Genomic DNA, 26,585 nt, shown 5'->3' with positions numbered 1-26,585 from the left:
CTTCTTAACACACGCCGGCAGCACGGGATGATTGCCCTTTGCTTGCTGGCAGTGGGATGATTGCTAACTGATATGAATTCTCATTAAAGACAACCGATGCCCACCTCACTCCTCCTCGCCGAAGATGACGCTCGTCTGCGTGAGGACCTGCAGCGCCATTTTCTCAACCGCGGATTCCGGGTCAACGCCTGCGCCACCGGCACCCAGGCATTGAGTGCCGTGCAGCTCTGCCGTTTCGACCTGGTGCTGCTGGACATCATGCTGCCGGGCATCGACGGCCTCAGCCTGCTCGACGAACTGCGCCGCCAGCACGCCGTGCCAGTGATGCTGATGTCGGCGCTGGGCGCCGAGCAGGACCGTATCAGCGGCTTTACCCGCGGCGCGGACGATTACCTGCCCAAGCCCTTCAGCCTGGCCGAGCTGGACGCACGGGTGGATGCCCTGCTGCGGCGCGTGGCGTTCGGCCGCAATTCGCTGCCGCACAGCGAAGCCGGCCCGCTGGTCTACGACCAGTACCGGCAGGACGTACTGCTGCACGGCAAAGCGGCCGGCCTGACCGCTTCCGAGTTCCGCTTGCTGGCCACGCTCAACGCCCACCCCGGCGAGGCCCTGAGCAAGCCGTTCCTCTATCAGACTGTGTTGCACAGGGCCTACACCCGCCTGGACCGCGGCCTCGATGTGCACGTGTGCAACCTGCGTCGCAAACTGGCCGATATCGGCGCCCAGCACCTGCAGATCCAGGCCGTGCGCGGCCAAGGTTACCTGCTGGTCGACACGGAACACGCCTGATGCGCCGACACCCCTTGCTGTGGAAACTGGCCGCCTTGCAGGTCAGCTTCTGTCTGCTGCTGACCTGGCTGATCTGGACCTGGGGCCTGTCGGTGGAGCGCAGCACCTATTTTCTCTCCCAGGCCGACCAGGACTATCTCGCCCGCTACGCGCAGCAGGCTGAACAGGCCTGGCAGCAAGCGGGGCCGACGGGCGCCGAGGCCTTCCGGCGCCAGCTCGAACACACCGAGAACACTTGGGCGGTGCTGCTCGGGCCGCACCTGCAAAGCCTGGGCACCACACCGCTGGACGCCGAAGAGGCCAGCCACCTGACCTTCATGCGCAAGCTCGACTGGCCGATGAGCCGACGCCTGCAGGATGAACTGCCCTACGTCAGCATCGAGTTCCCGCAACACCCCGAGACTGGCCGCCTGGTGATGCAGCTGCCCGAGCGCCTGCTGCCCACCGGCCTGACGCCCTGGACCCATGTCATCACCCACGGCGTCGCGCCCACACTGCTGGCCCTGCTGCTGGGACTGGCGATCTATCGGCAACTGGTGGTACCGCTCAACCGCCTGCGCGACCGTGCCGACGCCCTGCGAGCAGACGACCTGGACGGCCTGCCGCTGCAGGAGCGCCGCGACGAGCTGGGCGAACTGGCCCAGGCCTTCGAACACATGGCCGGGCGCTTGCGGCAAAGCCTTGAGCAACAGCGCCTGCTGTTGCGCACGTTGTCCCACGAACTGCGCACGCCCTTGGCGCGGCTGCGCATCGCCCAAGACAGCGACTTGACGCCGGCGCAACTGCGTGAGCGCCTGGAGCGGGAGGTCAACGACATGCAGAAGCTGCTCGAGGACACCCTGGACCTTGCCTGGATGGACACCGAGCAGCCGCAACTGCCCACCGAGCCGGTGCTGATGCTTTCCGTGTGGGAAGCGCTGTGCCAGGACATTTGCTTCGAAAGTGGCTGGGACCGCTCGCGCCTGTCCTGCTCGCTGGGCACCGATTGCCGGGTGCAGGTGCATCTGGACAGCCTGGCCCAGGCCCTGGAAAACCTGATGCGCAATGCTATCCGCCATTCGCCCGACGGCGGCCGGGTCAGCCTCGATGGCTGGCGTGAGGGCGATTGCTGGCACCTGCGCCTGAGCGACCAGGGCCGCGGCGTACCGCAAGCGGACCTCGAACGCATCTTCAAGCCCTACCAACGCTTGCCCGACAGTGGCGCAGGCTTTGGCCTGGGGCTGGCCATCGCCCGCCGCGCCATCGAACTGCAAGGCGGCCAGCTGTGGGCCAGCAATGGTCACCCTGGCCTGTGCCTGCATATGGTGCTGCCAATCGGCAAGGAATGTTTAGAAAGTTAATGCGCTTTACGCCCAAACAGCACTGCTTATCATCTGGCCTCACACGCCTTGCGCGCCTTGCAAGGCCCTGACGAGACGCCAGATGAGCAAGATGACCCTGCCCCTGATCATGGCGCTGGCTTTGGCCGCGCCTGTTGTCGTGGCGCAGCCAACGCGTGAGCAGAAGATGGACACCTCGCTGCTGCAGCGCCAGGATCTGGCCTACCGCTTCAGCCACTTCGACCTGGATTCGGCCGACGGCCAGCGCCACTACCGCCTGTGGGTCGGCAAGCCGGATCGCCCGGCGCCTGCCGCCGGTTATCCGGTGCTGTGGATGCTCGACGGCAATGCCGCGCTGGGTGCACTGAACGACCAGCAACTGAGCCAGCTCGCCGCCGGCCAGGCGCCGCTGCTGGTAGCCGTGGGCTACCAGACTGACCAGCGCATCGAGCGGGCCGGGCGTACTTTCGATTACACCCCGGCAGTGCCAGGGCAGGCCGCGCAGCGCGATCCGCTGACAGGTGAGCCCAGCGGTGGGGTGGATGCGTTTCTTGATCTGCTGACCCAGAAGATGCGCCCGCTGGTGGCGGGCGTGGCGCCGATCGACCCGCAGCGGCAGACGCTGTGGGGGCATTCCTACGGGGGCCTGGCGGTGCTGCATGCACTGTTCACCCGGCCTGGTGCGTTCAGTGAGTATGCGGCGGCCAGCCCGTCGCTGTGGTGGAACGATGGGGCAGTCGTGGGTGAGGCGCAGGGGTTGCAGCAGCGCCTGGGTGATAGCCGGCCGCGGTTGTTGTTGATGCGCGGGAGTGAGGAGCCGGCGCATCCGCGCATGGCGGTGAAGGGCGATGTGGAGCGGCCGGCTAGGGAGTTGGCAGCTGATCTGGCCAAGGTGCAGGGGTTGCAGGTGCGTTATGAGCGATTGGAAGGGTTGGGGCATGGGCCGATGCTGCCGGCTTCGCTGGGTAAGGTGATTGAAGAAATGTCGCGGTAGGATTTATTTAGACCGGGTCGGGGCTCAGAGGTGTTCGTCACAGCATTTTCAGCGCCTGTGAGACCGAGCGCCGCCCGGGCGGCGCTCGATCTCTCAGGCGCCAAACATCCCAAGACATGCACACAACCTATCGCCGAAGGTCGTAGAACGGCGGCTTGCCAGCAAGGTGGCACAGTGCTGTATGCTTGGCCGGTCTTCAGGGCGGGGTGAAAGTCCCCACCGGCGGTAAATCGAAAGATGAGCCCGCGAGCGCCCCGGCCATGCCGGGGGTCAGCAGATCTGGTGCGACTCCAGAGCCGACGGTCATAGTCCGGATGAAAGAAGGCGTCAGGCAGGGGCCATTCGGGCGCCCCTGTGCGCGCATTTTGTTCGCCCCGAGACGTTCATCGATCAATCACGAGGAGCGTTTCATGTCCCCTTTGCTGCAAAAACAATTTCCCAATGTGTCCGCCGCCATCGCCGCCTTCCAGGCCGGGCGCCCTGTGCTGCTGCTCGACGATGACGACCGCGAGGACGAAGCCGATATCGTCGCCGCGGCCGAGAACCTGTCGCTGCAGACCATGGCCATGATGATCCGCGATTGCAGCGGCATCGTCTGCCTGTGCCTGGACGAAGCCACTGTCGATGCCCTGCAACTGGCGCCGATGGTGCAGAACAATCAGGCCCGTCACGGCACCGGCTTCACCGTCACCATCGAGGCAGCCGAAGGCGTGAGCACCGGCGTTTCCGCCCAGGACCGCATCACCACCATCGAAGCGGCGCTACGCTCGACCGCCGAACAGCGCCATATCGTCAGCCCGGGCCATGTGTTCCCGCTGCGCGCGCGTGAGGGTGGCGTGCTGACCCGTCGTGGCCACACCGAGGGCTCGGTGGACCTGGCGCGCCTGGCCGGGCTGCGGCCGGCGGCGGTGCTGTGCGAACTGATGAACCCTGATGGCAGCATGGCGCGGGGTGAACAGGTGGCGGTGTATGCGCGGCACTACAACCTGCCGGTGCTGACGATCGAAGAGCTGGCGCGGTGCCGTGAGGCCATGGTCGAGCTGGAAGCCGAGCTCGCCTGAGCCATCACGCCGGGCCGCTTTGCGGCCCATTCGCGGCGGTTCGGCGCCCCGACTAACCCGCTCCTACAGTGACGGCGCCAATGCTGAACCCGGTGCACAACCTGTAGGCGCGGGTGCACCCGCGAAAAAGCCAGTGAACCCAGCGGAAGTTTGCTCCCCTAGCCCCGCTCTGCTAACGTCGCGCGGTTCTGACCCGCCAACGAGACTGTCGCCATGGCCCGCAAAAAAGCCTCCATCGATTTCGAACAATCCCTCGCCGACCTGCAAGCCCTGGTTGAGCGCCTGGAGAACGGCGAACTGTCGCTGGAAGACTCGCTGGCCGCGTTCGAGCAAGGCATCGCCCTGACCCGCGACTGCCAGGGCGCCCTGGCCCAGGCCGAACAGAAAGTGCAGATCCTGCTGGAACGTGACGGCGAACTGGCCGCGCAGCCGTTCGATGCGGAGCCAGAGGCATGATCACTGCTTACCAGGCCAGCTGCCAGGCCCGTGTCGACGCCGCCCTCGAACCGCTGTTCGTCGCCCCGACCAAGGAGCTGGAGCGGCTTTACGCCGCCATGCGCTACAGCGTGATGAACGGCGGCAAGCGCGTGCGCCCGCTGCTCGCCTATGCCGCCTGCGAAGCCCTTGGCGCCCCAGCCGAGCACGCCAACGGTGCGGCCTGTGCGGTGGAACTGATCCACGCCTATTCGCTGGTGCATGACGACCTGCCGGCCATGGACGACGACGACTTGCGCCGTGGCCAGCCGACTACCCACAAGGCCTTCGACGAAGCCTGCGCGATTCTTGCCGGTGACGGTTTGCAGAGCCTGGCGTTCAGCGCCCTGCTCGACCCACGCCTGAGCCCGCAAGCCGACAGCACCCGCCTGGCCATGGTCCAGGCCCTGGCCAAGGCAGCAGGCCCTGCGGGCATGGTCGGCGGCCAGGCCATCGACCTCGGCTCGGTCGGCCTGAAGCTGGACCAGCAGGCCCTGGAATTCATGCACCGGCACAAGACCGGCGCCCTGATCGAAGCCAGTGTGCGCCTCGGCGCCCTGGCCAGTGCCCGCGCCGAGCAGGCACAACTGGATGCGCTGCAGACTTATGCACAGGCGATCGGCCTGGCATTTCAGGTGCAGGACGATATCCTTGACGTGGAAAGCGATACCGCCACCCTCGGCAAGCGCCAAGGTGCCGATATCGCCCGGGACAAACCGACCTACCCGGCGCTGCTGGGGCTGGAAGCCGCCAAGGCCTACGCACTCGAACTGCGCGACCAGGCGCTGATCGCCTTGCAAGGCTTTGGCGAAGCCGCCGAGCCGCTGCGGGCGTTGGCGCGCTATATCGTCGAACGCCGCCATTAAGGCTTGATACCAATCCCCTGTGGGAGCGGGTTTACCCGCGAGCATTCGCGGGTAAACCCGCTCCCACAGGGTCCGCGTAACCCGTGGTCGAATGGGCACTTTTCCCACAATGGGGTAAACTGCCGCGTCTTCACACACCTATAACGACTCGCCTGATGCCCACGACGTTTCAAGAGATCCCCCGCGAACGCCCGGTCACGCCGTTGCTCGACCGCGCTGACACGCCTGCCGGCCTGCGCCGGCTGGCCGAAGCCGACCTGGAGACCCTGGCCGACGAGTTGCGCCAGGAGTTGCTCTATACCGTTGGTCAGACCGGTGGGCATTTTGGCGCCGGCCTGGGCGTCATCGAGCTGACGATCGCGCTGCATTACGTTTTCGACACCCCGGATGACCGGCTGGTGTGGGACGTCGGCCATCAGGCCTACCCGCACAAGATCCTCACTGGCCGCCGCAACCGCATGCTCAGCCTGCGCCAGAAAGACGGCATCGCCGCCTTCCCGCGTCGCAGCGAAAGCGAATACGACACCTTTGGCGTCGGCCACTCGAGCACGTCGATCAGCGCTGCGCTGGGCATGGCCATAGCCGCCCGTCTGCAAAACAGCGCCCGCAAGTCGATCGCCGTGATCGGCGATGGTGCCCTTACTGCCGGCATGGCCTTCGAAGCGTTGAACCACGCCCAGGAAGTCAACGCCGACATGCTGGTGATCCTCAACGACAACGACATGTCGATTTCGCGCAATGTCGGTGGCCTGTCCAACTACCTGGCCAAGATCCTCTCCAGCCGCACCTACGCGAGCATGCGCGAGGGCAGCAAGAAGGTGCTGTCGCGCCTGCCCGGTGCCTGGGAAATCGCCCGTCGCACCGAGGAATATGCCAAAGGCATGCTGGTGCCGGGCACGCTGTTCGAAGAGCTGGGCTGGAACTACATCGGCCCGATCGACGGCCATGACCTGCCGACCATGATCGCCACCCTGCGCAACATGCGTGACCTCAAAGGCCCGCAGTTCCTGCACGTGGTGACCAAGAAGGGCAAGGGCTTCGCCCCGGCCGAGGTCGATCCGATCGGCTACCACGCCATCACCAAGCTCGAACCCGCCGACAAGCCGGCGGCGCCGAAAAAGGTCAGCGGGCCAAAGTACTCTGCAGTGTTCGGCCAGTGGCTGTGCGACATGGCCGCCGCCGACAACCGCCTGGTGGGCATTACCCCGGCGATGAAGGAAGGCTCCGACCTGGTCGATTTCAGCGAACGCTACCCCGAGCGCTACTTCGACGTGGCGATCGCCGAACAGCACGCGGTGACCCTGGCCGCAGGCATGGCCTGCGAAGGCAGCAAGCCAGTGGTGGCGATCTACTCCACCTTCCTGCAGCGCGGTTACGATCAGCTGATCCACGACGTGGCGGTGCAGAACCTCGACGTGCTGTTCGCCATCGACCGTGCCGGCCTGGTCGGCGAAGACGGCCCGACTCACGCTGGCGCCTACGACCTGTCGTACCTGCGCTGCATCCCCGGCATGCTGGTGATGGCCCCGAGCGACGAGAACGAACTGCGCAAGATGCTCAGCACCGGCCACCTGTACAACGGCCCGGCCGCTGTGCGCTACCCGCGCGGCACCGGCCCGAATGCACCGATCAGTGGCGACCTCGAACCGTTGGAAATCGGCAAAGGCGTGGTGCGCCGCCGTGGCGAGAAAGTCGCCCTGCTGGTGTTCGGCGTGCAGTTGGCCGAGGCGCTGCAAGTGGCCGAGCAAATCAATGCCACCGTGGTCGACATGCGCTTCGTCAAACCGCTGGACGAGGCCCTGGTGCTGGAACTGGCTGCCAGCCATGAGCTGCTGGTGACCGTTGAAGAGAACAGCATCATGGGCGGCGCCGGAGCGGCCGTGGGCGAGTTCCTGGCCCATGCAGGCGTGGTCAAGCCGCTGCTGCACCTGGGGTTGCCGGATATCTATGTCGAGCATGCCAAACCGGCGCAGATGCTGGCCGAGTGCGGGCTGGATGCCGCTGGCATCGAGGCCTCGGTGAAAGCCCGCATGGCCAGGCTCGGCCTCTAGGGCCTGTTCGCGGCGGTTCAGGGCGCCGAACCGCCGCGAATACAAGTGTGTTGCCCATGAGAATCCTGACCTTTGCACCGCTGCTCTGCCTCCCCCTACCCCTGCTGGCCGCTGAACGCGACGACGCCCTCAAGCTCCCCGACATATTGATCAGCGCCAACCGCCAGGTCGAATCGCGCAGCGCCACCAGCGCCGCCAATACCGTCTTCACCCGCGCCGACATCGACCGCCTGCAACCCAGCAGCGTCACCGACCTGCTCACCCGCGTGCCGGGCGTGCAAGTCGCGCCCACCGGAGGCCGCGGCAGCCTGCCTGGCATCTTCATCCGCGGCACCAAGGCCGCCCAGAGCCTGGTGCTGGTCGATGGCGTGCGTATCGCCAATGCCACCTCCGGCGACAGCGGCCTGCAGTTTCTCGATGTCGACCAGATCGAACGCGTCGAAGTGCTGCGTGGTTCGCGCTCGGCCGTGTATGGCAGCGATGCCATTGGCGGGGTGATCCAGATCTTCACCCGCCGCAGCAGCGGTGCCGGCCTGCAACCCCGCCTGCGCCTAGCGGCGGGCAGCAACCAGACGTTCCAGCGCAGCCTCGGGCTATCTGGCGGTGACGATGCCACCCGCTTCAATCTCGGCGCCAGCCTGGATGAAACAGCGGGTATCGACTCGACAGGTCCGTCGTTCGCCAGTGACGGCGACCACGACGCCTACCGCAACAAGTCGCTCAACCTGAGCCTGAGCCATACCTTTGGCGAGCGCTTCGAAGCCGGCCTGAACCTGCTCGACAGCCGCGGGCGACACGAGTACGACGAACCACGAGGATCCAGCCCACAAGAACCCTATTCGAACTTCGCTGTCAGCAGCCTAGGCAGTTATCTGGATGCGCAAGTAGCCGAGCAATGGAACACTCGCCTCGAGCTGGCCCACAGTGAGAATCGCGATGAAAGCCGAGACAAAATCAGCCATTCAAGCTTTCCGTTCACGACATACCGTGACCAGGCAACCTGGCAGAACACCCTCACACTGGACGACAGCAACAGTTTGATGCTCGGCGGCGACTGGTATGAAGACCGCGTCCACGCGAGCACCGATTTCACCGAAGACAGCCGCTGGAATCGCGCGGTATTCGCCCAGCATCGCTTCCGTGGGGAGCATTTTTCCACCGAACTTGGCCTGCGCCACGACAAGAACCAGCAGTTCGGCGGACAGAGCACTTGGAGCGGCAGCCTGACTGTACCGCTCAACCAAGCCAACGATGTACTGCTGTCGTACAGCGAAGGTTTCCGCGCCCCCACTTTCAACGACTTGTACTTCCCCGGTTACAACAACCCGGATTTGAAGCCTGAACACTCGAAAAGCTACGAGCTGCAGTGGCGCAGCCAGTTGAGCGAGAGCAGCAGGTTGGAAACATCGCTTTATCGCACCGATCTGCGTGACGCGATCGAATACAGCGATCAGCCTGAGAACGTCGGCTCCGCCCGAATCAACGGCGTTGAAGTAGCGCTGAGCCAGGAGTGGAACGGTTGGATGTCGCGACTGGGCATGGCACTGATCGATCCACGCAACCGCGAAAACGGCCACACCCTTTCTCGACGGGCCAGACGCACCTTGAGCCTTGATATCGACCGTCAGTTCGACCGTTTCAGCCTAGGGGCTAGTTGGCAGGCCGCCAGCAGCAGCTACAACGACGAAGCTAATACCGACCCAATCGGTGGCTACGGCGTCATCGGCCTCCGTGGCAGCTGGGCTGCAAGCCAAGAACTGAAATTCGATTTGAAACTGGATAACTTATTGGACCGACAGTACAGCCGCACCCATTACAGCTACCTGGGTAACAATTACGGCTACCGCGAAGAAGGCCGCACCGCGCTGTTCAGCGTCACCTGGACGCCGGCACACTAGCCGCCAGCAACGCGCACAGGCGGGCAGTAGCCTCGATCATTTGCCCGCTGGGCCGCTCCAGGCCCTTGTCCGGCACGACCAGCAAGCCCTTGCCTGCCACCGCGCTCAGCCGTGGCCAGGCCTTCCAGCTCGCCAGCTGCGCCTCGTCACCCGCCAGGATCACTTGTGGGTCGCGGATCAGTACCGACTCGACATTCACCTGCGGTGCCGGCTGGTCCAGATCGGCAAAGACATTGCGCGCCCCACACACCGCCAGGGCATCGCTGACCACCTGCCGTCCGCCCAGTGTGTACAGCGGCCGGTCCCATACCTGGTAGAACACCCGCAGTGGTTGCTCGCGCCGGTATTGCTGGCGCAGTTGCTGCAGGCGTGCGCGCAGGGCTTGCACGTAGGGCCGGCCTTGCCCACCCCGCCCGATACGCACGGCAATGGCCTCGATCTGGTCGAGCAGCTGGTTCAGGTCGTGGGGTTCGGCGCTGTAAGTGGCAATGCCCAGGCGCTTGAGCTGGTCGCGCTGGGCCGGCGCCACGCTGCCGGGCCAGAGCAGTAGCAGGTCGGGGTTGAGGCTGAGCAGGGTTTCCACGTCCAGCTGGCCCTGGCGGCCGACCGAAGGCAGCCGCTGCAAGGCTGGCGGCCGCTCGCCGCCATCGAGCACACCCACCAGCAGGTCATCGGCGTGCAATTCGAGCATGATTTCGCTCATCGACGGCGCAAGGCTGACCACGCGCAAAGGCTCGTCTGCCCTTGCGGCAAGGGCGAGCAGCGCCATCAGGCAGAGCAGGACGCGCATCAGCCCAGCTGACGCGGAATACGGTAGAGGTAAAGCAGCACCACGGTCGACAGCGCCAGAAGAATCTGCGGCACTGCCTCCAACCCGACCAGCACGGACAGCGCAGCAACCCAGGCCGGGAAGCAGGCGAACAGCATGGCCATGCGCCGCACTCGCGCCAGGGCGATCCAGGCGGCCGGCTCTTCAGCCGTGCCCAGCACCTTGGAGGTGGCGATCAGTGCCCGCTTGTAGGCGCCAAAGCGCGGCAGGCTGAGGAACATGGTTGCGGCGCCGGCGATGAACAGGGGCATCGCCAGCACCGGAATCAAAGCATCACCACCGCCAAAGGCCCAGGCCATCACTGGCAGCGGCACCAGGCCGACTGCCAGGTATTGCCACCAGGCCAGCGCCAGGCGCCGCTTGACCTCACCCCGGGTCACGCCTGGGGCGCCTCGCCCTGGTGTTCATTACCGAGCATGTGGCCAAGCTTGCCGGCCTTGGTCGCCAGGTAGTAGCGGTTGTGCGGGTTGTGCCCGGTGTGCAGCGGCACGCGCTCGGCGACCTTGATACCCATGTCGGTCAGCGCTTTGACCTTGCGCGGGTTGTTGGTCATCAGGCGCAGCGATTTCACACCCAGGTGTTCCAGCATCGGCAGGCACATGGCGTAGTCGCGCTGGTCCGCGGCAAAGCCCAGGCGCTCGTTGGCCTCGACGGTGTCGGCACCACCATCCTGCAGTTCATAGGCACGGATCTTGTTCAGAAGGCCGATGCCGCGGCCTTCCTGACGCAGGTACAGCAGCACGCCACGGCCTTCCCGGGCGATCGCCTGCAGCGCGGCTTCCAGCTGCGAACCGCAGTCGCAGCGCTGGCTGAACAGGGCATCGCCGGTCAGGCACTCGGAGTGCAGGCGCCCCAGCACCGGCTCGCCGTCGGCGATATCACCCAGGCTGAGCACGACGTGCTCACGGCCTGTGGCTTCGTCGAGGAAGCCATGCATGGTGAAGATCGCAAAGGGAGTCGGGAGTTTCGAGGCGGCAACAAAGACGACGGGCACGTTGTGCTCCTGGATTAAGTAGGAAATTTCTCGTGAGCCGATTGTATCAGCAGGTCGCTGCGTGTGCGCTCGTTGAATACCGTGGCTTAAGATCGAAAAGTTCGATGCTTAGCTGCCTCTGCCCTGGGCGATTCATGTGGGAGCGGGTTCACCCGCGAACACCGGCAAAGCCGGTGCCAGCCACCGCGTCGCTTGCTTCGCGGGTAAACCCGCTCCCACAGGGGGGCCTACGCAGGCCATGAGACTGTGGTCTTACTGCGGTTTGCTGTTCGCAGTGAAGGGGTACGGCTGCTTCCAGTGCTCGAAGATCGGCTTCAACTCGCCGCTGTGCACCAGCTCGGCCATGCGTTTATCGAACAGGTCGCGCAACGCCTTGGCGTGTTCGGTCTTGGCAAACGCCAGGTACAAGGGCAGTTCGGCCACATGGGTGCTGCGAAAACGCTCCGGCTGCGAGGTCTGCCCGAGCACATGGTCGACTTCGGTTTGCGCATCGATGTAGAAGTCCACCCGCCCGTGCTCGAGCATCGGCAGGATGCCTTCGCGGCGCTGGATTTCGCGGAAGTTGTGCGCGTTGGGCAGGTAACTGCCGTAGTCATAGCCGCGCACCCAGGCCAGGCGGTAACGGCCGACAGTGGCCAAGGTCGGCACCGGCTTGCTGGCCAGGCCCAGGGCGTAGATGTGGTCCATGTCGAAATGCCAGCGCGGATACAGGTTGTCGTCGATTTCTTCCTTGTAAGACCCGACCCAGGCGTCCGCCTCGCCACGTTTGACCAGGCCAACCGCACGGCTGTACGGCGCACTCTGGGTCAACACCTTGACCCCTGCAGGCTCGAACACCTTGCGCAACACATCCCAGGCCATACCACTGCCATCGGCATTGGTGTAGTCGATCCACTCTTCGCTGACCAGATGAATCTGCTTGGGTAATGCATCGGCCGCCACCGCCCAGGGGGCGAAGCTCAGCATCATTGCCAGCAGCACAGTCCTTATGGCCATCGAAACGCTCCCTGCTTCAGCCCACCGCCCACACCAGAATCTGCATGCCCAGCCAGGCAAATACACCGGCCAGGATATCGTCGAGCATGATCCCGACACCGCCGTGCACATGGCGATCGATCCAGCGAATCGGCCATGGCTTGAGGATGTCGAAGAAGCGGAACATCAGGAACCCCGCGAGAAGCCACTGCCACCCTTCCGGCACCAGCCACAGGGTGATCCACATGCCGACCATTTCGTCCCAGACAATGCCTTCATGGTCGTGCACACGCAAGTCGTTGGCGACCTTGCCGCACAGCCAGAAGCCGAACAGCATGGTCACGCCCAGCAACAGCCAGTAGCCCCAGTCAGGCAGCATCTGCCACAGCGGGATGAACGGGATCGCTACCATCGAGCCCCAGGTGCCGGGCGCCTTGGGCAGGGTGCCGGAGCCGAAGCCGAAAGCGATGAAGTGCCACGGGTTGCGCCAGACCGATGGCGGAACGAACTCCGCAGGCACCTGGTTGGGGTGGTCGGTCACGGTGTCTCCCTAAAGTGTTGATAGCCCCGTTCAACCGGGGTGATGTCCTGGCCCTGCGGGTCGCGCAGGGTCACACCCTGGCCTTCGAGTACGCGGCCGATGACGTGCACCTCGGCAAGTTCGAGGTCGGCCAGCGGAGCGAGCGCGGCAGGCGGCAGGGTGAAAACCAGTACGTAGTCGTCGCCGCCGGTCAACGCTGCCTGCCGAGCCGCATCGTGGCCAAGGAAGGCTTCCAGAGCAGCAGACACTGGCACCTGGGCCAGGTTCACCTCGAGTGCGACCCCGGACGCCTTGGCGATATGCCCACAGTCAGCGAGCAGGCCATCGGAAATATCCAGCGCCGCGGTAGCCCGGCCACGCAAGCGTTGGCCAAGGTGGAGCTGAGGCATCGGTGACCAGTAGTGGTCGAGCAGCGGTTTGCCCAGTTCGGCCGCTGCCTCGCGCTCACCCAGGACCAGCGGCAATGCCCCTGCGGCATTGCCCAGCAAACCGCCGACACAAAGCAGGTCGCCCGGCCGTGCGCCGCTGCGGCGCAACGCCTGCCCGGCCGGCACGCGGCCGAACACGGTGATGGTGATGCTCAGCGGACCACGGGTGGTGTCGCCGCCGATCAGGCTCATGCGGCAACGCTGGGCCATGCGGCTAAGGCCGTCGGCATAGGCCGCCAGCCAGTCGGCGCCGACATCAGGCAGGGTCAGGGCGAGGGTAAAGCCGATCGCCGTCGCGCCCATGGCTGCCAGGTCACTGGCCGCCACAGCCAACGAGCGCTGGCCAAGCAGCAGCGGATCGCAGACAGCAGGGAAATGCACCCCGGCGACCAGGGTGTCGGTCGACACCGCCAGTTGTTCACCGGGTGGAAGGTCCAGCAGGGCACAGTCGTCGCCGATACCCAGAGCCACGCCCTCGCCGCCCTGCGCACAAGGCGCGGCGGCGAAGTAATGGTTGATCAGCTCGAACTCACCCATGGGCAGGCAGCGCCAGGATCAGCGCTTGTTCGCCTTGACTTCTGCTTCACGCAGGGCCGGGGCGAGCTTGTCCAGCACACCGTTGACGAACTTGTGGCCATCGGTGGCGCCGAAGACCTTGGCCAGTTCCACGCCTTCGTTGATCACCACGCGGTACGGTACGTCGACGCGCTTGATCAGTTCCCAGGTAGACAGGCGCAGCACTGCCAGCTCGACCGGGTCGAGCTCTTCCAGGGCGATGGCCATGCATGGCACCAGCGCCTTGTCGATTTCGCCCTTGATCGCCGGGACCCCGTGGAGGATTTCGCGGAAATAGGCACCGTCGACATCGGTAAAATCGTTATCGACCCGGAACTGCGCTTCGATCTCGTTCAGCGAATGCTGGGCCATGTGCCACTGATACAGGGCCTGGGTCGCGAGCTTGCGGGCTTCGCGGCGCTTGGCGCTTTTCGAGGGCTTGCCGGCATCCGCAGGTTTTGGATCGCGCGGGTTGAAACGATCGCTTTCGTCGCTAATCACTTGGCCTCCAACTGCGCCAGCAGGCTGACCATTTCCAGAGCGGACAGGGCAGCTTCACCGCCTTTGTTGCCAGCCTTGGTGCCGGAGCGTTCGATGGCTTGTTCGATGGAGTCGACGGTCAGAACGCCGAAGGCCACCGGTACGCCGAACTCCATGGACACCTGGGCCAGGCCCTTGGTGCATTCGCCCGCCACGTATTCGAAGTGCGGGGTACCGCCACGGATCACGGCGCCCAGGGCGATGATCGCGTCGTATTCGCCTTGCTGGGCGACTTTCTGTGCCACCAGCGGGATTTCGAAGGCGCCCGGGGCACGGATGATGGTGATGTCGCTTTCGCTGACACCGTGGCGTACCAGGGTATCAACGGCGCCGCTCACCAGGCTTTCGACAACGAAGCTGTTGAAGCGGCCAACCACCAAAGCATAGCGACCTTTGGGGGCGATGAAGGTACCTTCGATGGTCTTCAGGGTCATTCCGATATTCTCATCTTCAAGAGCGAGGCCGCTTGCAAGCGGCCTCGACAGGGGTCTGGACTCGAGCTCTGGGCGTCAATGCCGCCTCAAGTCACTCGGAGGGCACGTATTCTACAACTTCCAGATCGAATCCGGATATCGCATTGAACTTCATCGGCGAACTCATCAGGCGCATCTTGCGCACGCCAAGGTCGCGCAGGATCTGCGAACCGGCACCGACGGTGCTGTAGGTGGTCGGCGCCTTGGTCGGTGCATCACCCGCACTTTCGCGGATGTGCGCCAGCAGCACGTCACCGTCCAGCGGGTGGCCCAGCAGCAGCACCACGCCGCTGCCCGCCTCGGCCACGGCGGCCATGGCCGCGCGCAGGCTCCAGCGGCCAGGCTGCTTGACCAGCAGCAGGTCGCGCAGTGGGTCCATGTTGTGCACGCGCACCAGGGTCGGCTCTTCGGCGCAGATGTTGCCCAGGGTCAGAGCCATGTGCACGTCGCCTTCCACCGAGTCACGGTAGGTGACCAGGTTGAACTCGCCCAGCTCGCTCTCGATCGGCTGCTCGGAGACGCGCTGCACGGTGCGTTCGTGGATCATGCGGTAGTGGATCAGGTCGGCGATGGTGCCGATCTTCAGGCCGTGTTCAGCGGCGAACACTTCCAGTTCGGCGCGACGCGACATGGTGCCATCGTCGTTCATCACTTCGCAGATCACGCCGCTCGGCTCGAAGCCGGCCATGCGCGCCAGGTCGCAAGCCGCTTCGGTATGGCCGGCGCGGGCCAGGGTGCCACCTGGCTGGGCCATCAGCGGGAAGATGTGGCCTGGGCTGACGATGTCTTCGGCCTTGGCGTCCTTGGCAGCGGCCGCCTGCACGGTACGTGCGCGGTCAGCGGCGGAGATGCCGGTGGTGACGCCTTCGGCGGCTTCGATCGACACGGTGAACTTGGTGCCGAAGCCCGAACCGTTGCGCGGCGCCATCAGCGGCAGTTTCAGGGTTTCGCAGCGCTCGCGGGTCATCGGCATGCAGATCAGGCCGCGGGCGTGCTTGGCCATGAAGTTGATGTGCTCAGGCAGGCAGCACTCGGCCGCCATGATGATGTCGCCTTCGTTCTCGCGGTCTTCGTCATCCATGAGGATGACCATTTTGCCCTGGCGGATGTCTTCGACCAGTTCTTCGATGCTGTTGAGCGCCACTCGGCACCCCCTTCTCAATCAGGATTTCAAGAAGCCGTTGGCGGCCAGGAAGCTTTCGGTGATGCCACTGCCCTTGCTCGGTTCGGCAGCCTTGTCGCCCAGCAGCAGACGCTCCAGGTAACGGGCCAGCAAGTCGACCTCAAGGTTGACCCGACGCCCTGCTCGGTAGTCGGCCATGATGGTTTCGGACAGGGTGTGCGGGACAATGGTCAGCTCGAATTCGGCGCCATTGACCTCGTTGACCGTCAGGCTGGTGCCGTCGACGGTGATCGAACCCTTGTGGGCGATGTACTTGGCCAGCTCCCTGGGCGCACGCACCCGGAACTGGATGGCGCGGGCGCTATCGCTGCGCGAGATGATTTCGCCGACGCCGTCGACGTGGCCGCTGACCAGGTGGCCGCCCAGGCGGGTGGTCGGGGTCAGGGCTTTTTCCAGGTTGACCTTGCTGCCGCTCTTGAGGTCGATGAACGCGGTGCGCTTGAGGGTCTCGACACTGACGTCGGCCCAGAACCCGTTGCCCGGCAGTTCGACGGCGGTCAGGCACACGCCGTTGACGGCGATGCTGTCGCCGAGCTTGACGTCACCCAGGTCGAGCTTGCCGGTTTCGACGTAGACGCGCACGTCACCGCCCTTGGGGGTCAGGCTGCGGATGGTGCCGATGGATTCGATGATGCCGGTGAACATGGGGACTTCCTCAGAAACGGGTCGCGCGGGGCAAGCCCGGCATTATACGCCGGGCGCCGGCAGAGGGATGGCCGTGACCCGCCAGTCATCGCCCACTGCGCGCATTTCGGTGATTTTCAGCCGTGGTGCCTGGCTCATCTTCTGCAGCGGCCAGTCCAGCAACGGCCGGGCCTGGGAACCGAGGAACGTACCGGCGACGAACAGCTGGTATTCGTCGATCAGGCCCCGCTGGGCAAAGGCGCCGACCAGGCTGGCACCGGCCTCCAGGAGGATCTCATTGACGCCGCGGGCGGCCAGCGCCTGCAGCAGCGCCGGCAAGTCTACCTGGCCATTGTCGCCCGGCAGGCTGAGCAGCTCATGGCCGGCAGCGGCATAGCGCACGTCATCTGCGACGGCAGTGACCACCAGCGCCGGGCCGGCCTGGAAGAACGGCGCGTCCAGCGGCAAACGCAGGCGGCCGTCGACCAAAACGCGCAACGGCGTGCGGCTCAGTGCCAGGGCGGTGGTTTCGGCGTCCAGCCCCAGTTCGCTGCCCCGCACGGTCATCCGCGCGTTATCGGCCAGCACGCTGGCCGCACTGGTCAGCACCACGCTGGAACGGGCGCGCAGGCGCTGCACTGCCGAGCGGGCAGCCGGCCCGGTGATCCACTGGCTTTCGCCGCTGGCCATGGCGGTGCGGCCATCCAGGCTCATGGCCAGCTTGGCGCGGACGAATGGCAGGCCGTGTTCCATGCGTTTGAGGAAGCCAGGGTTGAGGGCGCGGGCTTCGGCTTCGAGCACGCCGCTGGCCACGATGATGCCGGCTTCTGCCAGGCGCCGCAGGCCTTGCCCTGCGACTTGCGGATTGGGGTCCTGCATGGCCGCGACCACCCGGGCTACGCCGGCCTTGACCAGCGCCTCGGCGCACGGCGGCGTGCGGCCATGGTGGCTGCACGGCTCCAGGGTCACGTAGGCGCAGGCGCCACGGGCCCGTTCGCCGGCCTGACGCAGGGCATGCACTTCGGCATGCGGCTCGCCGGCACGCACGTGCCAGCCTTCACCGACCACCTCGCCATCGCGGACGATCACGCAACCCACTCGCGGGTTGGGGTGGGTGGTGTACACACCCTTGCGCGCCAGCTCCAGCGCGCGGGCCATGTAATGGGCGTCGAGGATCGCGGTCTGGCTGGGCATGCTCACTCTTTAGCCGGCTCGCGGGCCAGGCGGTCGATTTCTTCGCGGAATTCGTCGAGGTCCTGGAAGCGCCGGTACACCGAGGCAAAGCGGATATAGGCCACTTCGTCGAGCTTGCGCAGCTCGGCCATGACCATTTCGCCTACCACAAGGGACTTGACCTCGCGCTCGCCGGTGGCGCGCAGGCGGCTCTTGATATGCGCCAGGGCCGCTTCAAGGCGCTCGATGCTGACCGGGCGCTTCTCCAGCGCTCGCTGCATGCCGGCACGCAGCTTCTCTTCATCGAAGGGCTGGCGCGTGCCGTCCTGCTTGATCAGCCGGGGCAGCACCAGCTCGGCGGTTTCGAAGGTGGTGAAGCGCTCGCCGCAGGCGACGCATTCGCGGCGGCGGCGCACCTGTTCGCCCTCGGCGACCAGACGCGAGTCGATGACCTTGGTGTCGTTGGCACCGCAAAAGGGACAGTGCATGGTGGCAGGCAACAAAAAAAGGGAGGGCCATGGTAGCGCATTGCACTGGCAAGACAAGCCAAAGGGGTTAACATCCATACAATTCTGCCCGTGAAGGACCCCACCCATGCATCTTCGTGCGCTCGTCGTGCTGTGCTGCGCTTCCCTGCTCGCCGCCTGCGGCAGTGACCGCCCCAAGCCTGAAGCAGCCCCCGCACCAGCAGCGGCCAAGGTGGCGAAAAACGCCGAACCGCTTGGGCCGCTGCCGGCCTATCAGCGTGAATTGAGCGGCACCTTGCTGGAAATCCCCGCCGGCGCCGACGTGGAGCTGGCGCTGCTGGTCATCGACGACCGCGACCGCCCGCAACAGCTGTTGGCCAGCAGCAACCTGACCGGCACCGGCCAGGCCCTGCCCTATCACCTGCGTTTCAACCCCGAGGCCTTCCCGGCCGGCGCCCGCGTCGAGCTGCGCGGCCGCGCCAGCAGTTCCGGCCAGTTGATCATGCATCTGTCCCCCGTGCGGATCCTCCAGGCCCAGACCCAGGCCACCGGCCCGCTGCGTTTCGAGAAGATGCCGTAAGTGGCGCCGCTTGCCCTGCAACAGGCCCTCAGCAGCCTGATCGGTGAAGCGCGGCTGGTCGTCAGCCATCTGCCTGAGTGTGCGCTGAAGCTGTGGCTGATCGATGATCAGAACATGGACCGCGCCTTCAGCAGCGAAGAAACCCGGCGCATCCTCGAAGAACCACCGTACTGGAGCTTCTGCTGGGCCAGCGGCCTGGCCATGGCCCGCTACCTGGCGGCGCACCCCGAGTGGGTCGCCGGCAAGCGCGTGCTGGACTTCGGTGCCGGCTCCGGCATCGCCGGGATCGCGGCAGCCCGGGCCGGGGCGCTGGAAGTGGTCGCCTGTGACCTTGACCCGCTGGCCTTGGAAGCCTGCCGTGCCAACGCCATGCTCAACCATGTCGAGCTGGGCTATAGCAGCGATTTCTTCGCCGAAGCCGACCGCTTCGACCTGATCCTGGTCGCCGACGTGCTCTATGACCGCGCCAACCTGCCGCTGCTCGATGCCTTCCTTGGCCGTGGCCGCCAGGCACTGGTGGCCGACTCACGTGTCCGTGATTTCAGTCACCCGCTGTACCAGCGGCTTGGCGTGCTGGAAGCCCTGACCCTGCCAGACCTGGCCGAACCGCACGAATTCCGCCGGGTCAGCCTGTACCACGCCAGCCGCGAGCCTTTATAGTGGTGCCATTCACGGATTTGCGAGAGTCGCGATGAGCCAGGACACCCCATATATCTTCGATGCCACCGATGCCACCTTCCAGCAACTGGTGATCGAGAACTCCTTCCACAAGCCGGTGCTGGTGGACTTCTGGGCCGAGTGGTGCGCGCCGTGCAAGGCGCTGATGCCGCTGCTGGCAAAGATCGCCGAGGGTTACCAGGGCGAACTGCTGCTGGCCAAGATCAACTGCGACGTCGAACAGCAGGTAGTCGCCCAATTCGGCATCCGCAGCCTGCCGACCGTGGTGCTGTTCAAGGATGGCCAGCCGGTTGACGGCTTTGCCGGTGCGCAGCCGGAGTCGGCGATCCGTGCCATGCTCGAGCCGCATGTGCAACTGCCGCCCGCCCCAACCGCTTCGCCGCTGGAGCAGGCCAAGGTGCTGTTCAGCGAAAGCCGCTTCGCCGAGGCCGAGGCTGCGCTGAAGGCACTGCTGGGTGAAGACAACAGCAATGCTGAAGCGCTGATCTTCTATGCCCGTTGCCTGGCCGAACGTGGCGAACTGGGCGAGGCCCAAGTGGTGCTGGATGCGGTCAAGACCGACGAGCACAAGGCGGCACTGGCCGGCGCCAAGGCCCAGCTGACCTTCCTGCGCCAGGCCGCCAGCCTGCCGGAAGTTGCCGACCTGAAGAGCCGCCTGGCGCAGAACCCGCAGGATGATGAGGCGGCTTACCAGCTGAGCGTTCAGCAGCTGGCGCGTCAGCAGTATGAAGCGGCGCTGGACGGGTTGCTGAAGCTGTTCCAGCGCAATCGTGGCTATGAGAACGGGTTGCCGCAGAAGGCGATGCTGCAGGTGTTCGAACTGCTGGGCAGTGATCACCCGCTGGTAGGTGTTTACCGCCGCCGGCTGTCTTCGGCCATGTTCTGACCTGCCAATCTTTGCGAGGGCTTCGGCCTCGTTCGCGGGTAAACCCGCTCCTACAGGGATCGCGCAGCACTTGAGCGCTGTGCAGTAGCTGTGGAAGCGGGTTTACCCGCGAGGAGGCCCGCATGGGCAACCTCACCCTACCCAGTGATACACCGGCGCATCCACGCCACTCTCTACCTTCACCTCACTGCTGTGCCGCAAGCGCACCAGCAGCCGCTTGCCCGCCACCGTACTGCCGGCAAGCCCTTCCAGCCGGTCTAGCAATTCCGGCCCGTTCATCTGCCCTGCCAGGCGCAACACCTCACGCGCCGCATTCCATTGCCCATCGTCCTGGCGCGTTGCCGCTGCCGTGGCTACCGGCTGAACCGCCGGCACCTCGATCTGCCGCCCCAACTGCGCCCACTCCTGCGGCTCCAGCTCGATGGTCAGGTCCACCGGCCAGTCACCAATCTGTCCACGAATTCTCACGATGCGTTCCTTGAGCTCAGGTCAATGCCGCCATGCTACCGCAACATGAAACCTGCGCCACTCAGGCTGGCGGCGCAAAGAAAAGTTGTTATAACATAACCGAAACTTCCAGCCCGCCCCCGGAGTCGTCCATGCATCGTCTGCTGCTCGCCCTGCCCTTCGCCCTGCTGCCCCTGGCCGTGGCCCATGCCCACGACGATCACGACCATGACCACGCCCACGGCACTCTCGCCGCCCACGAGCATGGCGTGGCCAAGCTCAATGCCGTGCTCGATGGCAACACCCTGGAGCTGGAGCTGGACAGCCCGGCAATGAACCTGGTCGGTTTCGAGCACATGGCCAGCAGCGATGCTGACAAGGCCAAGGTCGCCGCCGTGCGCCAGCAGCTCGAACAGCCGCTGAAGCTGTTCGCCCTGGCCTCGGCCGCCGGCTGCAAGGAAGACCAGCAAGAGCTGGAAAGCCCACTGTTCGGCGACGCAGCCAAAGCTGACGACGACGGTGACGAGCATGAGAAAGGCCACGTGCACAGCGACATCAATGCCCACTACCAACTGACCTGCGCCACCCCGGAAAAACTGGCCCAGATCGACCTTGCCCCGCTGTACAAGGCCTTCCCGGCCACCCAGAAGATCAACGTGCAACTGATCGGCCCGAACGGCCAGAAAGGCGTCGAGACTTCGCCCGCCAAGGCCGTGGTCGCATTCTGAAATGCGCCAGGCGTTGATTGATCTGCAAGGCCTGGTGTTCGCCTGGCCTGGCCAGGCGCCACTGCTGGATATCCCGGCATTCCGCCTGGAAGCCGGCGAAGCACTGTTCCTCAAAGGCCCCAGCGGCAGTGGCAAGACCACCCTGCTGGGCCTGCTCGGCGGGGTCAACCGGCCGGGACAGGGGCGCATCCAGTTGCTCGGGCAGGACCTCGCCGTGCTCGGCCAGGGCGCGCGTGACCGCTTCCGGGTCGACCATACCGGCTACATCTTCCAGCAGTTCAACCTGCTGCCGTTCCTCTCGGTGCGCGAGAATGTCGAGCTGCCCTGCCGCTTTTCGCGCAGCCGCGCCGAACGGGCCATTCAGCGCCACGGCAGCGTCGACCAGGCCGCCAGCGAGCTGCTCGCGCACCTGGGCCTGGGTGACCCGGCGCTGCTCGCACGGCGTGCCGACAGCCTGTCGATCGGCCAGCAGCAGCGCGTTGCGGCTGCTCGCGCACTGATCGGCCAGCCGGAACTGGTGATCGCCGACGAGCCGACCTCGGCACTGGATGCCGACACCCGTGAGGCCTTCATCCGCCTGCTGTTCGACGAATGCCGCGCGGCCGGTTCCAGCCTGCTGTTCGTCAGCCATGACCAGAGCCTGGCACCGCTGTTCGACCGTCACCTGTCCCTGGCCGAACTCAACCGCGCCGCCAAGCCCCGGGAGGCCTGATGTACCTGCTCCGCCTTGCCCTGGCCAGCCTGGCCAACCGCCGCTTCACCGCCTTCCTCACCGCCTTCGCCATCGCCCTGTCGGTATGCCTGCTGCTGGCGGTCGAACGGGTGCGCACCGAAGCGCGCGCCAGCTTCGCCAGCACCATCAGCGGCACCGACCTGATCGTCGGCGCCCGCTCGGGGTCGGTGAACCTGCTGCTGTACTCGGTGTTCCGCATCGGCAACGCCACCAACAACATCCGCTGGGACAGCTTCCAGCACTACGCCCAGGACCCACGGGTGAAGTGGGCAATCCCTATCTCGCTGGGTGATTCGCACCGTGGCTATCGGGTGATGGGTACCACCACCGATTACTTCAGCCATTACCAGTACGGCCGCAAGCAGCACCTGGAGCTGAGCCAGGGCCGTGAATTCGCCAGCGACCCGTTCGAAGTGGTACTCGGCGCGGAAGTGGCCGACGCGCTGCACTACAAGCTCGGTGACAAGCTGGTATTGGCGCACGGTGTCGCCGCGATCAGCCTGGTCAAGCATGACGACAAGCCGTTCACCGTGGTCGGCGTGCTCAAGCGCACCGGCACGCCGGTCGACCGCACCCTGCACATCAGCCTCGGCGGCATGGAGGCCATCCACATCGACTGGCACAACGGCGTGCCGGCTCGTGGTGCCGGGCGCATCAGTGCCGAACAAGCGCGGACCATGGACCTGCAGCCAGCCGCCATTACCGCGTTCATGCTCGGCCTCAACAACAAGATCGCCACCTTCAGCCTGCAGCGCGAGATCAATGAGTACCGCAACGAGCCGTTGCTGGCGATCCTGCCCGGCGTTGCCCTGCAGGAGCTGTGGAGCCTGATGGGCACTGCCGAACAGGCGTTGTTCGTGGTGTCGTTGTTCGTGGTGCTGACCGGCCTGATCGGCATGCTCACGGCGATTCTCACCAGCCTCAACGAGCGCCGCCGGGAAATGGCGATCCTGCGTTCGGTGGGCGCGCGGCCATGGCATATCGCCGGGCTGCTGGTGCTCGAAGCGCTGGCGCTGGCGGTGACGGGTATCGCGGCGGGGCTTGGGTTGCTGTATGCGGGCATCGCGCTGGCCCAGGGCTACGTCCAGGCCAACTACGGCCTGTACCTGCCACTGGCCTTGCCCAGCGCACATGAATGGACACTGCTGGCTATCATCCTTGGCGCAGCGCTGCTGATGGGCAGCGTGCCGGCCTGGCGCGCCTATCGGCAGTCGCTGGCCGATGGCCTGTCCATTCATCTGTGAGAGGCATCATGCTCCGCGTACTGCTGTTATCGATCCTGTTCCTCGCCGCCCCTGTGTGGGCGGACGAGGTGCGCGAACTGGACTGGCCTGCGCTGATCCCCGAAGGCGCGCCGGTCATCCCGCCACAACTGGCACCGTTGCACGACATGTCGCAGTTGAGCGATGCGCTGTCAGCCGAATCGGCCCCGCCGGCACGCCAGCAGGCGCCCGACGCCCCGGTGGTGAAAAGCCTCGATGGCCAGCAGGTGAAGATCCCGGGCTACATCGTGCCGCTGGAGGTGAGTGAAGAAGGCCGCACCACGGAATTCTTGCTGGTGCCTTACTACGGCGCCTGCATCCATGTGCCTCCCCCACCGTCGAACCAGATCGTGCACATTTTCAGCGAAATGGGTGTGCGCGTGGAGGACCTCTATCAGCCCTACTGGATCGAGGGAAAGATGCAAGTTAGAGCCTCCAGCAGCGAATTGGCCGACGCCGGATACCAGATGGAAGCGGAGAAAATATACGCTTATGTTCTCAAGTGAGAACTGTGTCGGATTCATGACGACGCTTCTTTGAGCTGGGTCAAACATTCCGTTTGGCCAGCTCCGTACCATTGGACTACTCGATTACTCACGTCCTTTGGGAGCTTCCATGAACAAGTCCTTGCTCGGCGCCTCGCTTGTGGCCCTTGCGCTCGCCGCCCCTGTTGCCCACGCCCACCAGGCGGGTGATGTCATCGTCCGCGCCGGTGCCATCACCACCGCCCCGAACGAGAGCAGCGGCGACCTGAAATTCGACGGCAACAAGGTGTCGGGCACCAAGGCGACCCTGGACAGTGACACCCAGCTGGGCCTGACTTTCGCCTACATGCTCACCGACCACATCGGCCTGGAGCTGCTGGCCGCCACCCCGTTCAAGCACAGCGTAGGCGTCAAGGGCCTGGGCGGTGGGCTGGACGGTAAACTGGCCGACATCAAGCAGCTGCCACCGACCCTGTCCGTGCAGTACTACCCGATGGAGCCTAACTCCAAGTTCCAGCCCTATGCCGGCGTCGGCATCAACTACACCTTGTTCTTCGACGAAGACCTGACCAGTGAACGCAAGCAACAGGGCTTCAGCAACCTCAAGCTGCAGGATTCGGTCGGTATCGCCGGCCAGTTGGGCATGGACTACATGATCACCGACAACCTGCTGGTGAACGCCTCGGTCTGGTACGTCGACATCGACACCAAAGCCAGCGTCAACGGCCCAACCGCATTGGGCTACAGCAAGACCAAGGTCGACGTCGATGTCGACCCATGGGTGTACATGGTCGGCCTTGGCTACAAATTCTGACCTGAACACGGCAGGGCGGCTTCGGTCGCCCTTTTTCGTTGCCCCCACGCCCAGTACCCCAGCGCCAGCGCACTGATCGCCATCCCCAGCCCGCATACCGCCGTCCAGCCCCAGCGCGCATACACCCAGCTCGCCAGCACCGCCCCTGAACCGCTGCCGACCGAGTAGCAACACATGTAAGCGCCGATCAAGCGGCTGGCCATCGCGCCACGCCCCGCCAGCAACAGGCTCTGGTTGGTGACATGCACCGCCTGCACGGCGAAATCCAGCATCAGCACACCCAGCACGAACGCTGTCAGCGATTGCCCGAGCAAGGCTGTCGGCAGCCATGACAGCGTCAACAAGGCCAGCGCCAGGCCAGTGGTGCGCTCGCCCTGCCCTAGATCAGCCAGCCGCCCGGCCCTCGACGCTGCCAGGGTGCCGGCGAGACCTGCCAGGCCGAAGAGGCCGATCTCGGTATGGCTGAGCGCCCTGGGTGGTGCACTCAGGGGCAGCACCATGGCACTCCACAGCACACTGAAGGCAGCGAAGATCAACAAACCGAACAAGCCGCGCCGACGCAGCAAGCTGTCATGCCGGTACAAGGTGAACAACGAACCGAGCACTTGCCGGTAGCCTGGACGTTGCGCGGGTACCCGGCTGGCTGGCAGGCAGCGCCAGAGGACCACGGCCATCAGCGTGAGCACAGCTGCTGCCACGAAGTACACGTTGCGCCATCCGGCCAGGTCGGCGAGTGCGCCGGAAACCAGACGCGCGAGCAGAATGCCCAGCACCACCCCGCTGGTGACCGTGCCCACCACTTGCCCCTGACTGGCCGGGGTGGCCAGGGTGGCGGCGTGGGCGACCATCACTTGCACCATGACAGCCATGAGCCCGACCAAGGCCAGAGCAGCCAGCAGAATCAGCCATTGCTGCGCCAGGCTGACACCGATCAGGGCCAGGGCGGCAACCAGCAGCTGCCCCAGCAGCAGGCGCTTGCGTTCGACAAGGTCGCCAAGGGGCACGATCAGGATCAACCCAAGGGCATAACCCACCTGCGTTGCGCCGACCACCCAACCGATCTGCTGCTGCGCCACACCCAGATCACTGGCTATCGAATCGAGCAAAGGTTGGGCGAAATAGACCGTGGCCACGGCCATGGCACAGGTGGCGGCAAGCAACAGGGTTATCCAGCGATTCATCAGGCTGACTCCTTCATGCCTGGTTTCAAATTGAAACCACATGATGGATATTTAGCAAATGTGGTTTTAATCTGCAACCAGATGAACAACGCAGGTGCCGCCATGCTCGATGAAGTGAACGCTCGATGCCCCGTGGCCCGGGCGCTGGAAGTGCTGGGTGACCGCTGGGCGCTGATGATCCTGCGCGATGCCTTCGATGGCCTTCGCCGTTTCAGCGAGTTCCAGAAGAACCTGGGGCTGGCGAAGAACATCCTGGCGTCACGGCTGAAATGGCTGGTGGAGAGTGGGCTGTTGGCTTTGCAGCCGGCGTCGGATGGCAGTGCCTACAAGGAATATGTGCTGACCGAGAAAGGGCGCTCGGTGTTTCCGATCGTGGTGGGGTTGCGCCAGTGGGGGGAGCGCTTTCTGTTCGAGCCGGGGGAAGCGCGGTCTGAACTGGTGGACAGTGCCAAGGGGCGGCCAGTCGGGATTCTACAGGTGCGAGCAGAAGATGGCCGGCTGCTCACGGCGGAGGATTGCCTACGCAAGGTTGTCCGGCATAGGTAGGCTGGGGCCGC

At 65.0% G+C, this 26,585-nt stretch carries 31 protein-coding genes and 1 riboswitch; of the genes, 17 read left to right on the top strand and 14 right to left on the bottom strand.

What is annotated here, in order from left to right; translation table 11 throughout:
- The first annotated feature begins 96 nt into the window (after window positions 1–96).
- From L6D64_RS16165 to L6D64_RS16130, 8 genes are all read left to right on the top strand, one after another.
- The gene (locus tag L6D64_RS16165; protein ID WP_176507042.1) at window positions 97–789 is read left to right on the top strand and encodes a response regulator transcription factor; all 693 of its coding nucleotides are present in this window, start codon (window positions 97–99) and stop codon (window positions 787–789) included.
- Window positions 789–2,129 carry a HAMP domain-containing sensor histidine kinase gene (locus L6D64_RS16160; protein ID WP_176507040.1) on the top strand — a complete coding sequence of 447 codons (1,341 nt, stop codon included), beginning with the start codon at window positions 789–791 and terminating at the stop codon, window positions 2,127–2,129. Before L6D64_RS16165 ends, L6D64_RS16160 begins: the two co-directional genes overlap by 1 nt.
- Before the next feature lie 82 nt (window positions 2,130–2,211).
- Entirely contained in the window at window positions 2,212–3,102 is an 891-nt protein-coding gene (locus tag L6D64_RS16155; protein WP_176507038.1) for an alpha/beta hydrolase, read from the top strand.
- 188 nt (window positions 3,103–3,290) lie between these two features.
- A riboswitch (FMN riboswitch) is annotated at window positions 3,291–3,432 on the top strand.
- Window positions 3,433–3,512: 80 nt separating this feature from the next.
- Window positions 3,513–4,163, top strand: a complete 651-nt coding sequence (gene ribB / locus L6D64_RS16150; protein WP_176507037.1) for a 3,4-dihydroxy-2-butanone-4-phosphate synthase — start codon at window positions 3,513–3,515, stop codon at window positions 4,161–4,163.
- Between the two features lie 213 nt (window positions 4,164–4,376).
- Window positions 4,377–4,619 (top strand): exodeoxyribonuclease VII small subunit, encoded by a 243-nt coding sequence (locus L6D64_RS16145; RefSeq protein ID WP_008092375.1) that lies wholly within the window; start codon window positions 4,377–4,379, stop codon window positions 4,617–4,619.
- Window positions 4,616–5,503: a (2E,6E)-farnesyl diphosphate synthase gene (gene ispA / locus L6D64_RS16140; protein ID WP_176507036.1), complete on the top strand. Its 888-nt coding sequence runs from the start codon at window positions 4,616–4,618 to the stop codon at window positions 5,501–5,503. Before L6D64_RS16145 ends, ispA begins: the two co-directional genes overlap by 4 nt.
- A gap of 155 nt (window positions 5,504–5,658) precedes the next feature.
- Window positions 5,659–7,554, top strand: a complete 1,896-nt coding sequence (dxs, locus tag L6D64_RS16135; RefSeq protein WP_176507035.1) for a 1-deoxy-D-xylulose-5-phosphate synthase — start codon at window positions 5,659–5,661, stop codon at window positions 7,552–7,554.
- A gap of 56 nt (window positions 7,555–7,610) precedes the next feature.
- Window positions 7,611–9,452 (top strand): TonB-dependent receptor plug domain-containing protein, encoded by a 1,842-nt coding sequence (locus L6D64_RS16130; protein WP_176507034.1) that lies wholly within the window; start codon window positions 7,611–7,613, stop codon window positions 9,450–9,452.
- Here L6D64_RS16130 and L6D64_RS16125 read toward each other — a convergent pair.
- From L6D64_RS16125 to nrdR, 12 genes are all read right to left on the bottom strand, one after another.
- A complete protein-coding gene (locus L6D64_RS16125) occupies window positions 9,430–10,242 on the bottom strand; it encodes a cobalamin-binding protein (RefSeq protein WP_176507033.1) in 813 nt (270 codons plus the stop codon). The two genes, L6D64_RS16130 and L6D64_RS16125, sit on opposite strands and share 23 nt — an antisense overlap.
- Window positions 10,242–10,661, bottom strand: coding sequence for an MFS transporter (locus L6D64_RS16120; RefSeq protein ID WP_176507032.1), 420 nt, complete (start codon window positions 10,659–10,661; stop codon window positions 10,242–10,244). The genes L6D64_RS16125 and L6D64_RS16120 overlap by 1 nt, the downstream gene beginning before the upstream one ends.
- Window positions 10,658–11,275, bottom strand: a complete 618-nt coding sequence (gene ribA / locus L6D64_RS16115; protein ID WP_054886555.1) for a GTP cyclohydrolase II — start codon at window positions 11,273–11,275, stop codon at window positions 10,658–10,660. Before ribA ends, L6D64_RS16120 begins: the two co-directional genes overlap by 4 nt.
- A 252-nt stretch (window positions 11,276–11,527) precedes the next feature.
- Window positions 11,528–12,271 carry a substrate-binding periplasmic protein gene (locus L6D64_RS16110; RefSeq protein ID WP_176507031.1) on the bottom strand — a complete coding sequence of 248 codons (744 nt, stop codon included), beginning with the start codon at window positions 12,269–12,271 and terminating at the stop codon, window positions 11,528–11,530.
- 16 nt (window positions 12,272–12,287) lie between these two features.
- Window positions 12,288–12,791 carry a phosphatidylglycerophosphatase A family protein gene (locus tag L6D64_RS16105; RefSeq protein ID WP_054886553.1) on the bottom strand — a complete coding sequence of 168 codons (504 nt, stop codon included), beginning with the start codon at window positions 12,789–12,791 and terminating at the stop codon, window positions 12,288–12,290.
- On the bottom strand, window positions 12,788–13,756 hold the full coding sequence (thiL, locus tag L6D64_RS16100; RefSeq protein ID WP_176507030.1) for a thiamine-phosphate kinase: 969 nt from the start codon (window positions 13,754–13,756) through the stop codon (window positions 12,788–12,790). The genes L6D64_RS16105 and thiL overlap by 4 nt, the downstream gene beginning before the upstream one ends.
- A gap of 18 nt (window positions 13,757–13,774) precedes the next feature.
- Window positions 13,775–14,275: a transcription antitermination factor NusB gene (gene nusB, locus L6D64_RS16095; RefSeq protein WP_054886551.1), complete on the bottom strand. Its 501-nt coding sequence runs from the start codon at window positions 14,273–14,275 to the stop codon at window positions 13,775–13,777.
- The gene (ribH, locus tag L6D64_RS16090; RefSeq protein ID WP_027917814.1) at window positions 14,272–14,748 is read right to left on the bottom strand and encodes a 6,7-dimethyl-8-ribityllumazine synthase; all 477 of its coding nucleotides are present in this window, start codon (window positions 14,746–14,748) and stop codon (window positions 14,272–14,274) included. Before ribH ends, nusB begins: the two co-directional genes overlap by 4 nt.
- Before the next feature lie 91 nt (window positions 14,749–14,839).
- Window positions 14,840–15,931, bottom strand: a complete 1,092-nt coding sequence (gene ribBA / locus L6D64_RS16085) for a bifunctional 3,4-dihydroxy-2-butanone-4-phosphate synthase/GTP cyclohydrolase II (protein WP_054886550.1) — start codon at window positions 15,929–15,931, stop codon at window positions 14,840–14,842.
- An 18-nt stretch (window positions 15,932–15,949) separates the two neighbouring features.
- Window positions 15,950–16,615 (bottom strand): riboflavin synthase, encoded by a 666-nt coding sequence (locus L6D64_RS16080; RefSeq protein ID WP_176507029.1) that lies wholly within the window; start codon window positions 16,613–16,615, stop codon window positions 15,950–15,952.
- Between the two features lie 42 nt (window positions 16,616–16,657).
- Window positions 16,658–17,788 carry a bifunctional diaminohydroxyphosphoribosylaminopyrimidine deaminase/5-amino-6-(5-phosphoribosylamino)uracil reductase RibD gene (gene ribD / locus L6D64_RS16075; protein ID WP_176507028.1) on the bottom strand — a complete coding sequence of 377 codons (1,131 nt, stop codon included), beginning with the start codon at window positions 17,786–17,788 and terminating at the stop codon, window positions 16,658–16,660.
- Between the two features lie 2 nt (window positions 17,789–17,790).
- Window positions 17,791–18,255, bottom strand: a complete 465-nt coding sequence (nrdR, locus tag L6D64_RS16070) for a transcriptional regulator NrdR (RefSeq protein WP_054886565.1) — start codon at window positions 18,253–18,255, stop codon at window positions 17,791–17,793.
- A 106-nt stretch (window positions 18,256–18,361) separates the two neighbouring features.
- Between nrdR and L6D64_RS16065 the strand changes: the two genes are divergently transcribed.
- From L6D64_RS16065 to trxA, 3 genes are read left to right on the top strand one after another with little or no spacing between them, the layout of a single operon-like run.
- Window positions 18,362–18,814, top strand: coding sequence for a YbaY family lipoprotein (locus L6D64_RS16065; RefSeq protein WP_176507026.1), 453 nt, complete (start codon window positions 18,362–18,364; stop codon window positions 18,812–18,814).
- Window positions 18,815–19,474, top strand: coding sequence for a class I SAM-dependent methyltransferase (locus L6D64_RS16060; protein WP_176507025.1), 660 nt, complete (start codon window positions 18,815–18,817; stop codon window positions 19,472–19,474). It begins immediately after the preceding gene.
- Window positions 19,475–19,505: 31 nt separating this feature from the next.
- A complete protein-coding gene (gene trxA, locus L6D64_RS16055; RefSeq protein ID WP_176507023.1) occupies window positions 19,506–20,378 on the top strand; it encodes a thioredoxin in 873 nt (290 codons plus the stop codon).
- A 132-nt stretch (window positions 20,379–20,510) separates the two neighbouring features.
- Here trxA and L6D64_RS16050 read toward each other — a convergent pair whose 3' ends face one another.
- Window positions 20,511–20,846: a hypothetical protein gene (locus tag L6D64_RS16050; RefSeq protein ID WP_176507022.1), complete on the bottom strand. Its 336-nt coding sequence runs from the start codon at window positions 20,844–20,846 to the stop codon at window positions 20,511–20,513.
- A gap of 131 nt (window positions 20,847–20,977) precedes the next feature.
- On the opposite strand from L6D64_RS16050, the gene L6D64_RS16045 reads away from it, so the two are divergent.
- From L6D64_RS16045 to L6D64_RS16025, 5 genes are all read left to right on the top strand, one after another.
- A complete protein-coding gene (locus L6D64_RS16045; RefSeq protein ID WP_176507020.1) occupies window positions 20,978–21,553 on the top strand; it encodes a DUF2796 domain-containing protein in 576 nt (191 codons plus the stop codon).
- 1 nt (window position 21,554) lies between these two features.
- The gene (locus L6D64_RS16040; RefSeq protein ID WP_176507018.1) at window positions 21,555–22,265 is read left to right on the top strand and encodes an ABC transporter ATP-binding protein; all 711 of its coding nucleotides are present in this window, start codon (window positions 21,555–21,557) and stop codon (window positions 22,263–22,265) included.
- The gene (locus L6D64_RS16035; RefSeq protein WP_176507016.1) at window positions 22,265–23,530 is read left to right on the top strand and encodes an ABC transporter permease; all 1,266 of its coding nucleotides are present in this window, start codon (window positions 22,265–22,267) and stop codon (window positions 23,528–23,530) included. The genes L6D64_RS16040 and L6D64_RS16035 overlap by 1 nt, the downstream gene beginning before the upstream one ends.
- An 8-nt stretch (window positions 23,531–23,538) precedes the next feature.
- Window positions 23,539–24,054 carry a DUF3299 domain-containing protein gene (locus tag L6D64_RS16030; RefSeq protein WP_176507014.1) on the top strand — a complete coding sequence of 172 codons (516 nt, stop codon included), beginning with the start codon at window positions 23,539–23,541 and terminating at the stop codon, window positions 24,052–24,054.
- 109 nt (window positions 24,055–24,163) lie between these two features.
- Entirely contained in the window at window positions 24,164–24,847 is a 684-nt protein-coding gene (locus L6D64_RS16025) for an OmpW/AlkL family protein (RefSeq protein WP_054886541.1), read from the top strand.
- Here L6D64_RS16025 and L6D64_RS16020 read toward each other — a convergent pair.
- The gene (locus L6D64_RS16020) at window positions 24,835–26,070 is read right to left on the bottom strand and encodes an MFS transporter (protein WP_371870299.1); all 1,236 of its coding nucleotides are present in this window, start codon (window positions 26,068–26,070) and stop codon (window positions 24,835–24,837) included. The genes L6D64_RS16025 and L6D64_RS16020 overlap by 13 nt on opposite strands.
- 60 nt (window positions 26,071–26,130) lie before the next feature.
- On the opposite strand from L6D64_RS16020, the gene L6D64_RS16015 reads away from it, so the two are divergent.
- A complete protein-coding gene (locus tag L6D64_RS16015; protein WP_176507160.1) occupies window positions 26,131–26,574 on the top strand; it encodes a winged helix-turn-helix transcriptional regulator in 444 nt (147 codons plus the stop codon).
- Window positions 26,575–26,585 lie beyond the last annotated feature (11 nt).

Origin of the sequence: Pseudomonas urethralis (assembly GCF_021602465.1) — a bacterium.
GTDB lineage: Bacteria > Pseudomonadota > Gammaproteobacteria > Pseudomonadales > Pseudomonadaceae > Aquipseudomonas > Aquipseudomonas vlassakiae.
This window is presented reverse-complemented; position numbering and strand designations above follow the sequence as displayed.

Bases quoted from the DNA above. Each gene is read 5' to 3' on its own strand.
- L6D64_RS16165 (WP_176507042.1), top strand. From the start codon at position 97: ATGCCCACCTCACTCCTCCTCGCCGAAGATGACGCTCGTCTGCGTGAG.
- L6D64_RS16160 (WP_176507040.1), top strand. From the start codon at position 789: ATGCGCCGACACCCCTTGCTGTGGAAACTGGCCGCCTTGCAGGTCAGC.
- L6D64_RS16155 (WP_176507038.1), top strand. From the start codon at position 2,212: ATGAGCAAGATGACCCTGCCCCTGATCATGGCGCTGGCTTTGGCCGCG.
- ribB (WP_176507037.1), top strand. From the start codon at position 3,513: ATGTCCCCTTTGCTGCAAAAACAATTTCCCAATGTGTCCGCCGCCATC.
- L6D64_RS16145 (WP_008092375.1), top strand. From the start codon at position 4,377: ATGGCCCGCAAAAAAGCCTCCATCGATTTCGAACAATCCCTCGCCGAC.
- ispA (WP_176507036.1), top strand. From the start codon at position 4,616: ATGATCACTGCTTACCAGGCCAGCTGCCAGGCCCGTGTCGACGCCGCC.
- dxs (WP_176507035.1), top strand. From the start codon at position 5,659: ATGCCCACGACGTTTCAAGAGATCCCCCGCGAACGCCCGGTCACGCCG.
- L6D64_RS16130 (WP_176507034.1), top strand. From the start codon at position 7,611: ATGAGAATCCTGACCTTTGCACCGCTGCTCTGCCTCCCCCTACCCCTG.
- L6D64_RS16125 (WP_176507033.1), bottom strand. From the start codon at position 10,242: ATGCGCGTCCTGCTCTGCCTGATGGCGCTGCTCGCCCTTGCCGCAAGG.
- L6D64_RS16110 (WP_176507031.1), bottom strand. From the start codon at position 12,271: ATGGCCATAAGGACTGTGCTGCTGGCAATGATGCTGAGCTTCGCCCCC.
- thiL (WP_176507030.1), bottom strand. From the start codon at position 13,756: ATGGGTGAGTTCGAGCTGATCAACCATTACTTCGCCGCCGCGCCTTGT.
- ribH (WP_027917814.1), bottom strand. From the start codon at position 14,748: ATGACCCTGAAGACCATCGAAGGTACCTTCATCGCCCCCAAAGGTCGC.
- L6D64_RS16080 (WP_176507029.1), bottom strand. From the start codon at position 16,615: ATGTTCACCGGCATCATCGAATCCATCGGCACCATCCGCAGCCTGACC.
- ribD (WP_176507028.1), bottom strand. From the start codon at position 17,788: ATGCCCAGCCAGACCGCGATCCTCGACGCCCATTACATGGCCCGCGCG.
- nrdR (WP_054886565.1), bottom strand. From the start codon at position 18,255: ATGCACTGTCCCTTTTGCGGTGCCAACGACACCAAGGTCATCGACTCG.
- L6D64_RS16065 (WP_176507026.1), top strand. From the start codon at position 18,362: ATGCATCTTCGTGCGCTCGTCGTGCTGTGCTGCGCTTCCCTGCTCGCC.
- trxA (WP_176507023.1), top strand. From the start codon at position 19,506: ATGAGCCAGGACACCCCATATATCTTCGATGCCACCGATGCCACCTTC.
- L6D64_RS16045 (WP_176507020.1), top strand. From the start codon at position 20,978: ATGCATCGTCTGCTGCTCGCCCTGCCCTTCGCCCTGCTGCCCCTGGCC.
- L6D64_RS16040 (WP_176507018.1), top strand. From the start codon at position 21,555: ATGCGCCAGGCGTTGATTGATCTGCAAGGCCTGGTGTTCGCCTGGCCT.
- L6D64_RS16035 (WP_176507016.1), top strand. From the start codon at position 22,265: ATGTACCTGCTCCGCCTTGCCCTGGCCAGCCTGGCCAACCGCCGCTTC.
- L6D64_RS16030 (WP_176507014.1), top strand. From the start codon at position 23,539: ATGCTCCGCGTACTGCTGTTATCGATCCTGTTCCTCGCCGCCCCTGTG.
- L6D64_RS16025 (WP_054886541.1), top strand. From the start codon at position 24,164: ATGAACAAGTCCTTGCTCGGCGCCTCGCTTGTGGCCCTTGCGCTCGCC.
- L6D64_RS16020 (WP_371870299.1), bottom strand. From the start codon at position 26,070: ATGTGGTTTCAATTTGAAACCAGGCATGAAGGAGTCAGCCTGATGAAT.
- L6D64_RS16015 (WP_176507160.1), top strand. From the start codon at position 26,131: ATGCTCGATGAAGTGAACGCTCGATGCCCCGTGGCCCGGGCGCTGGAA.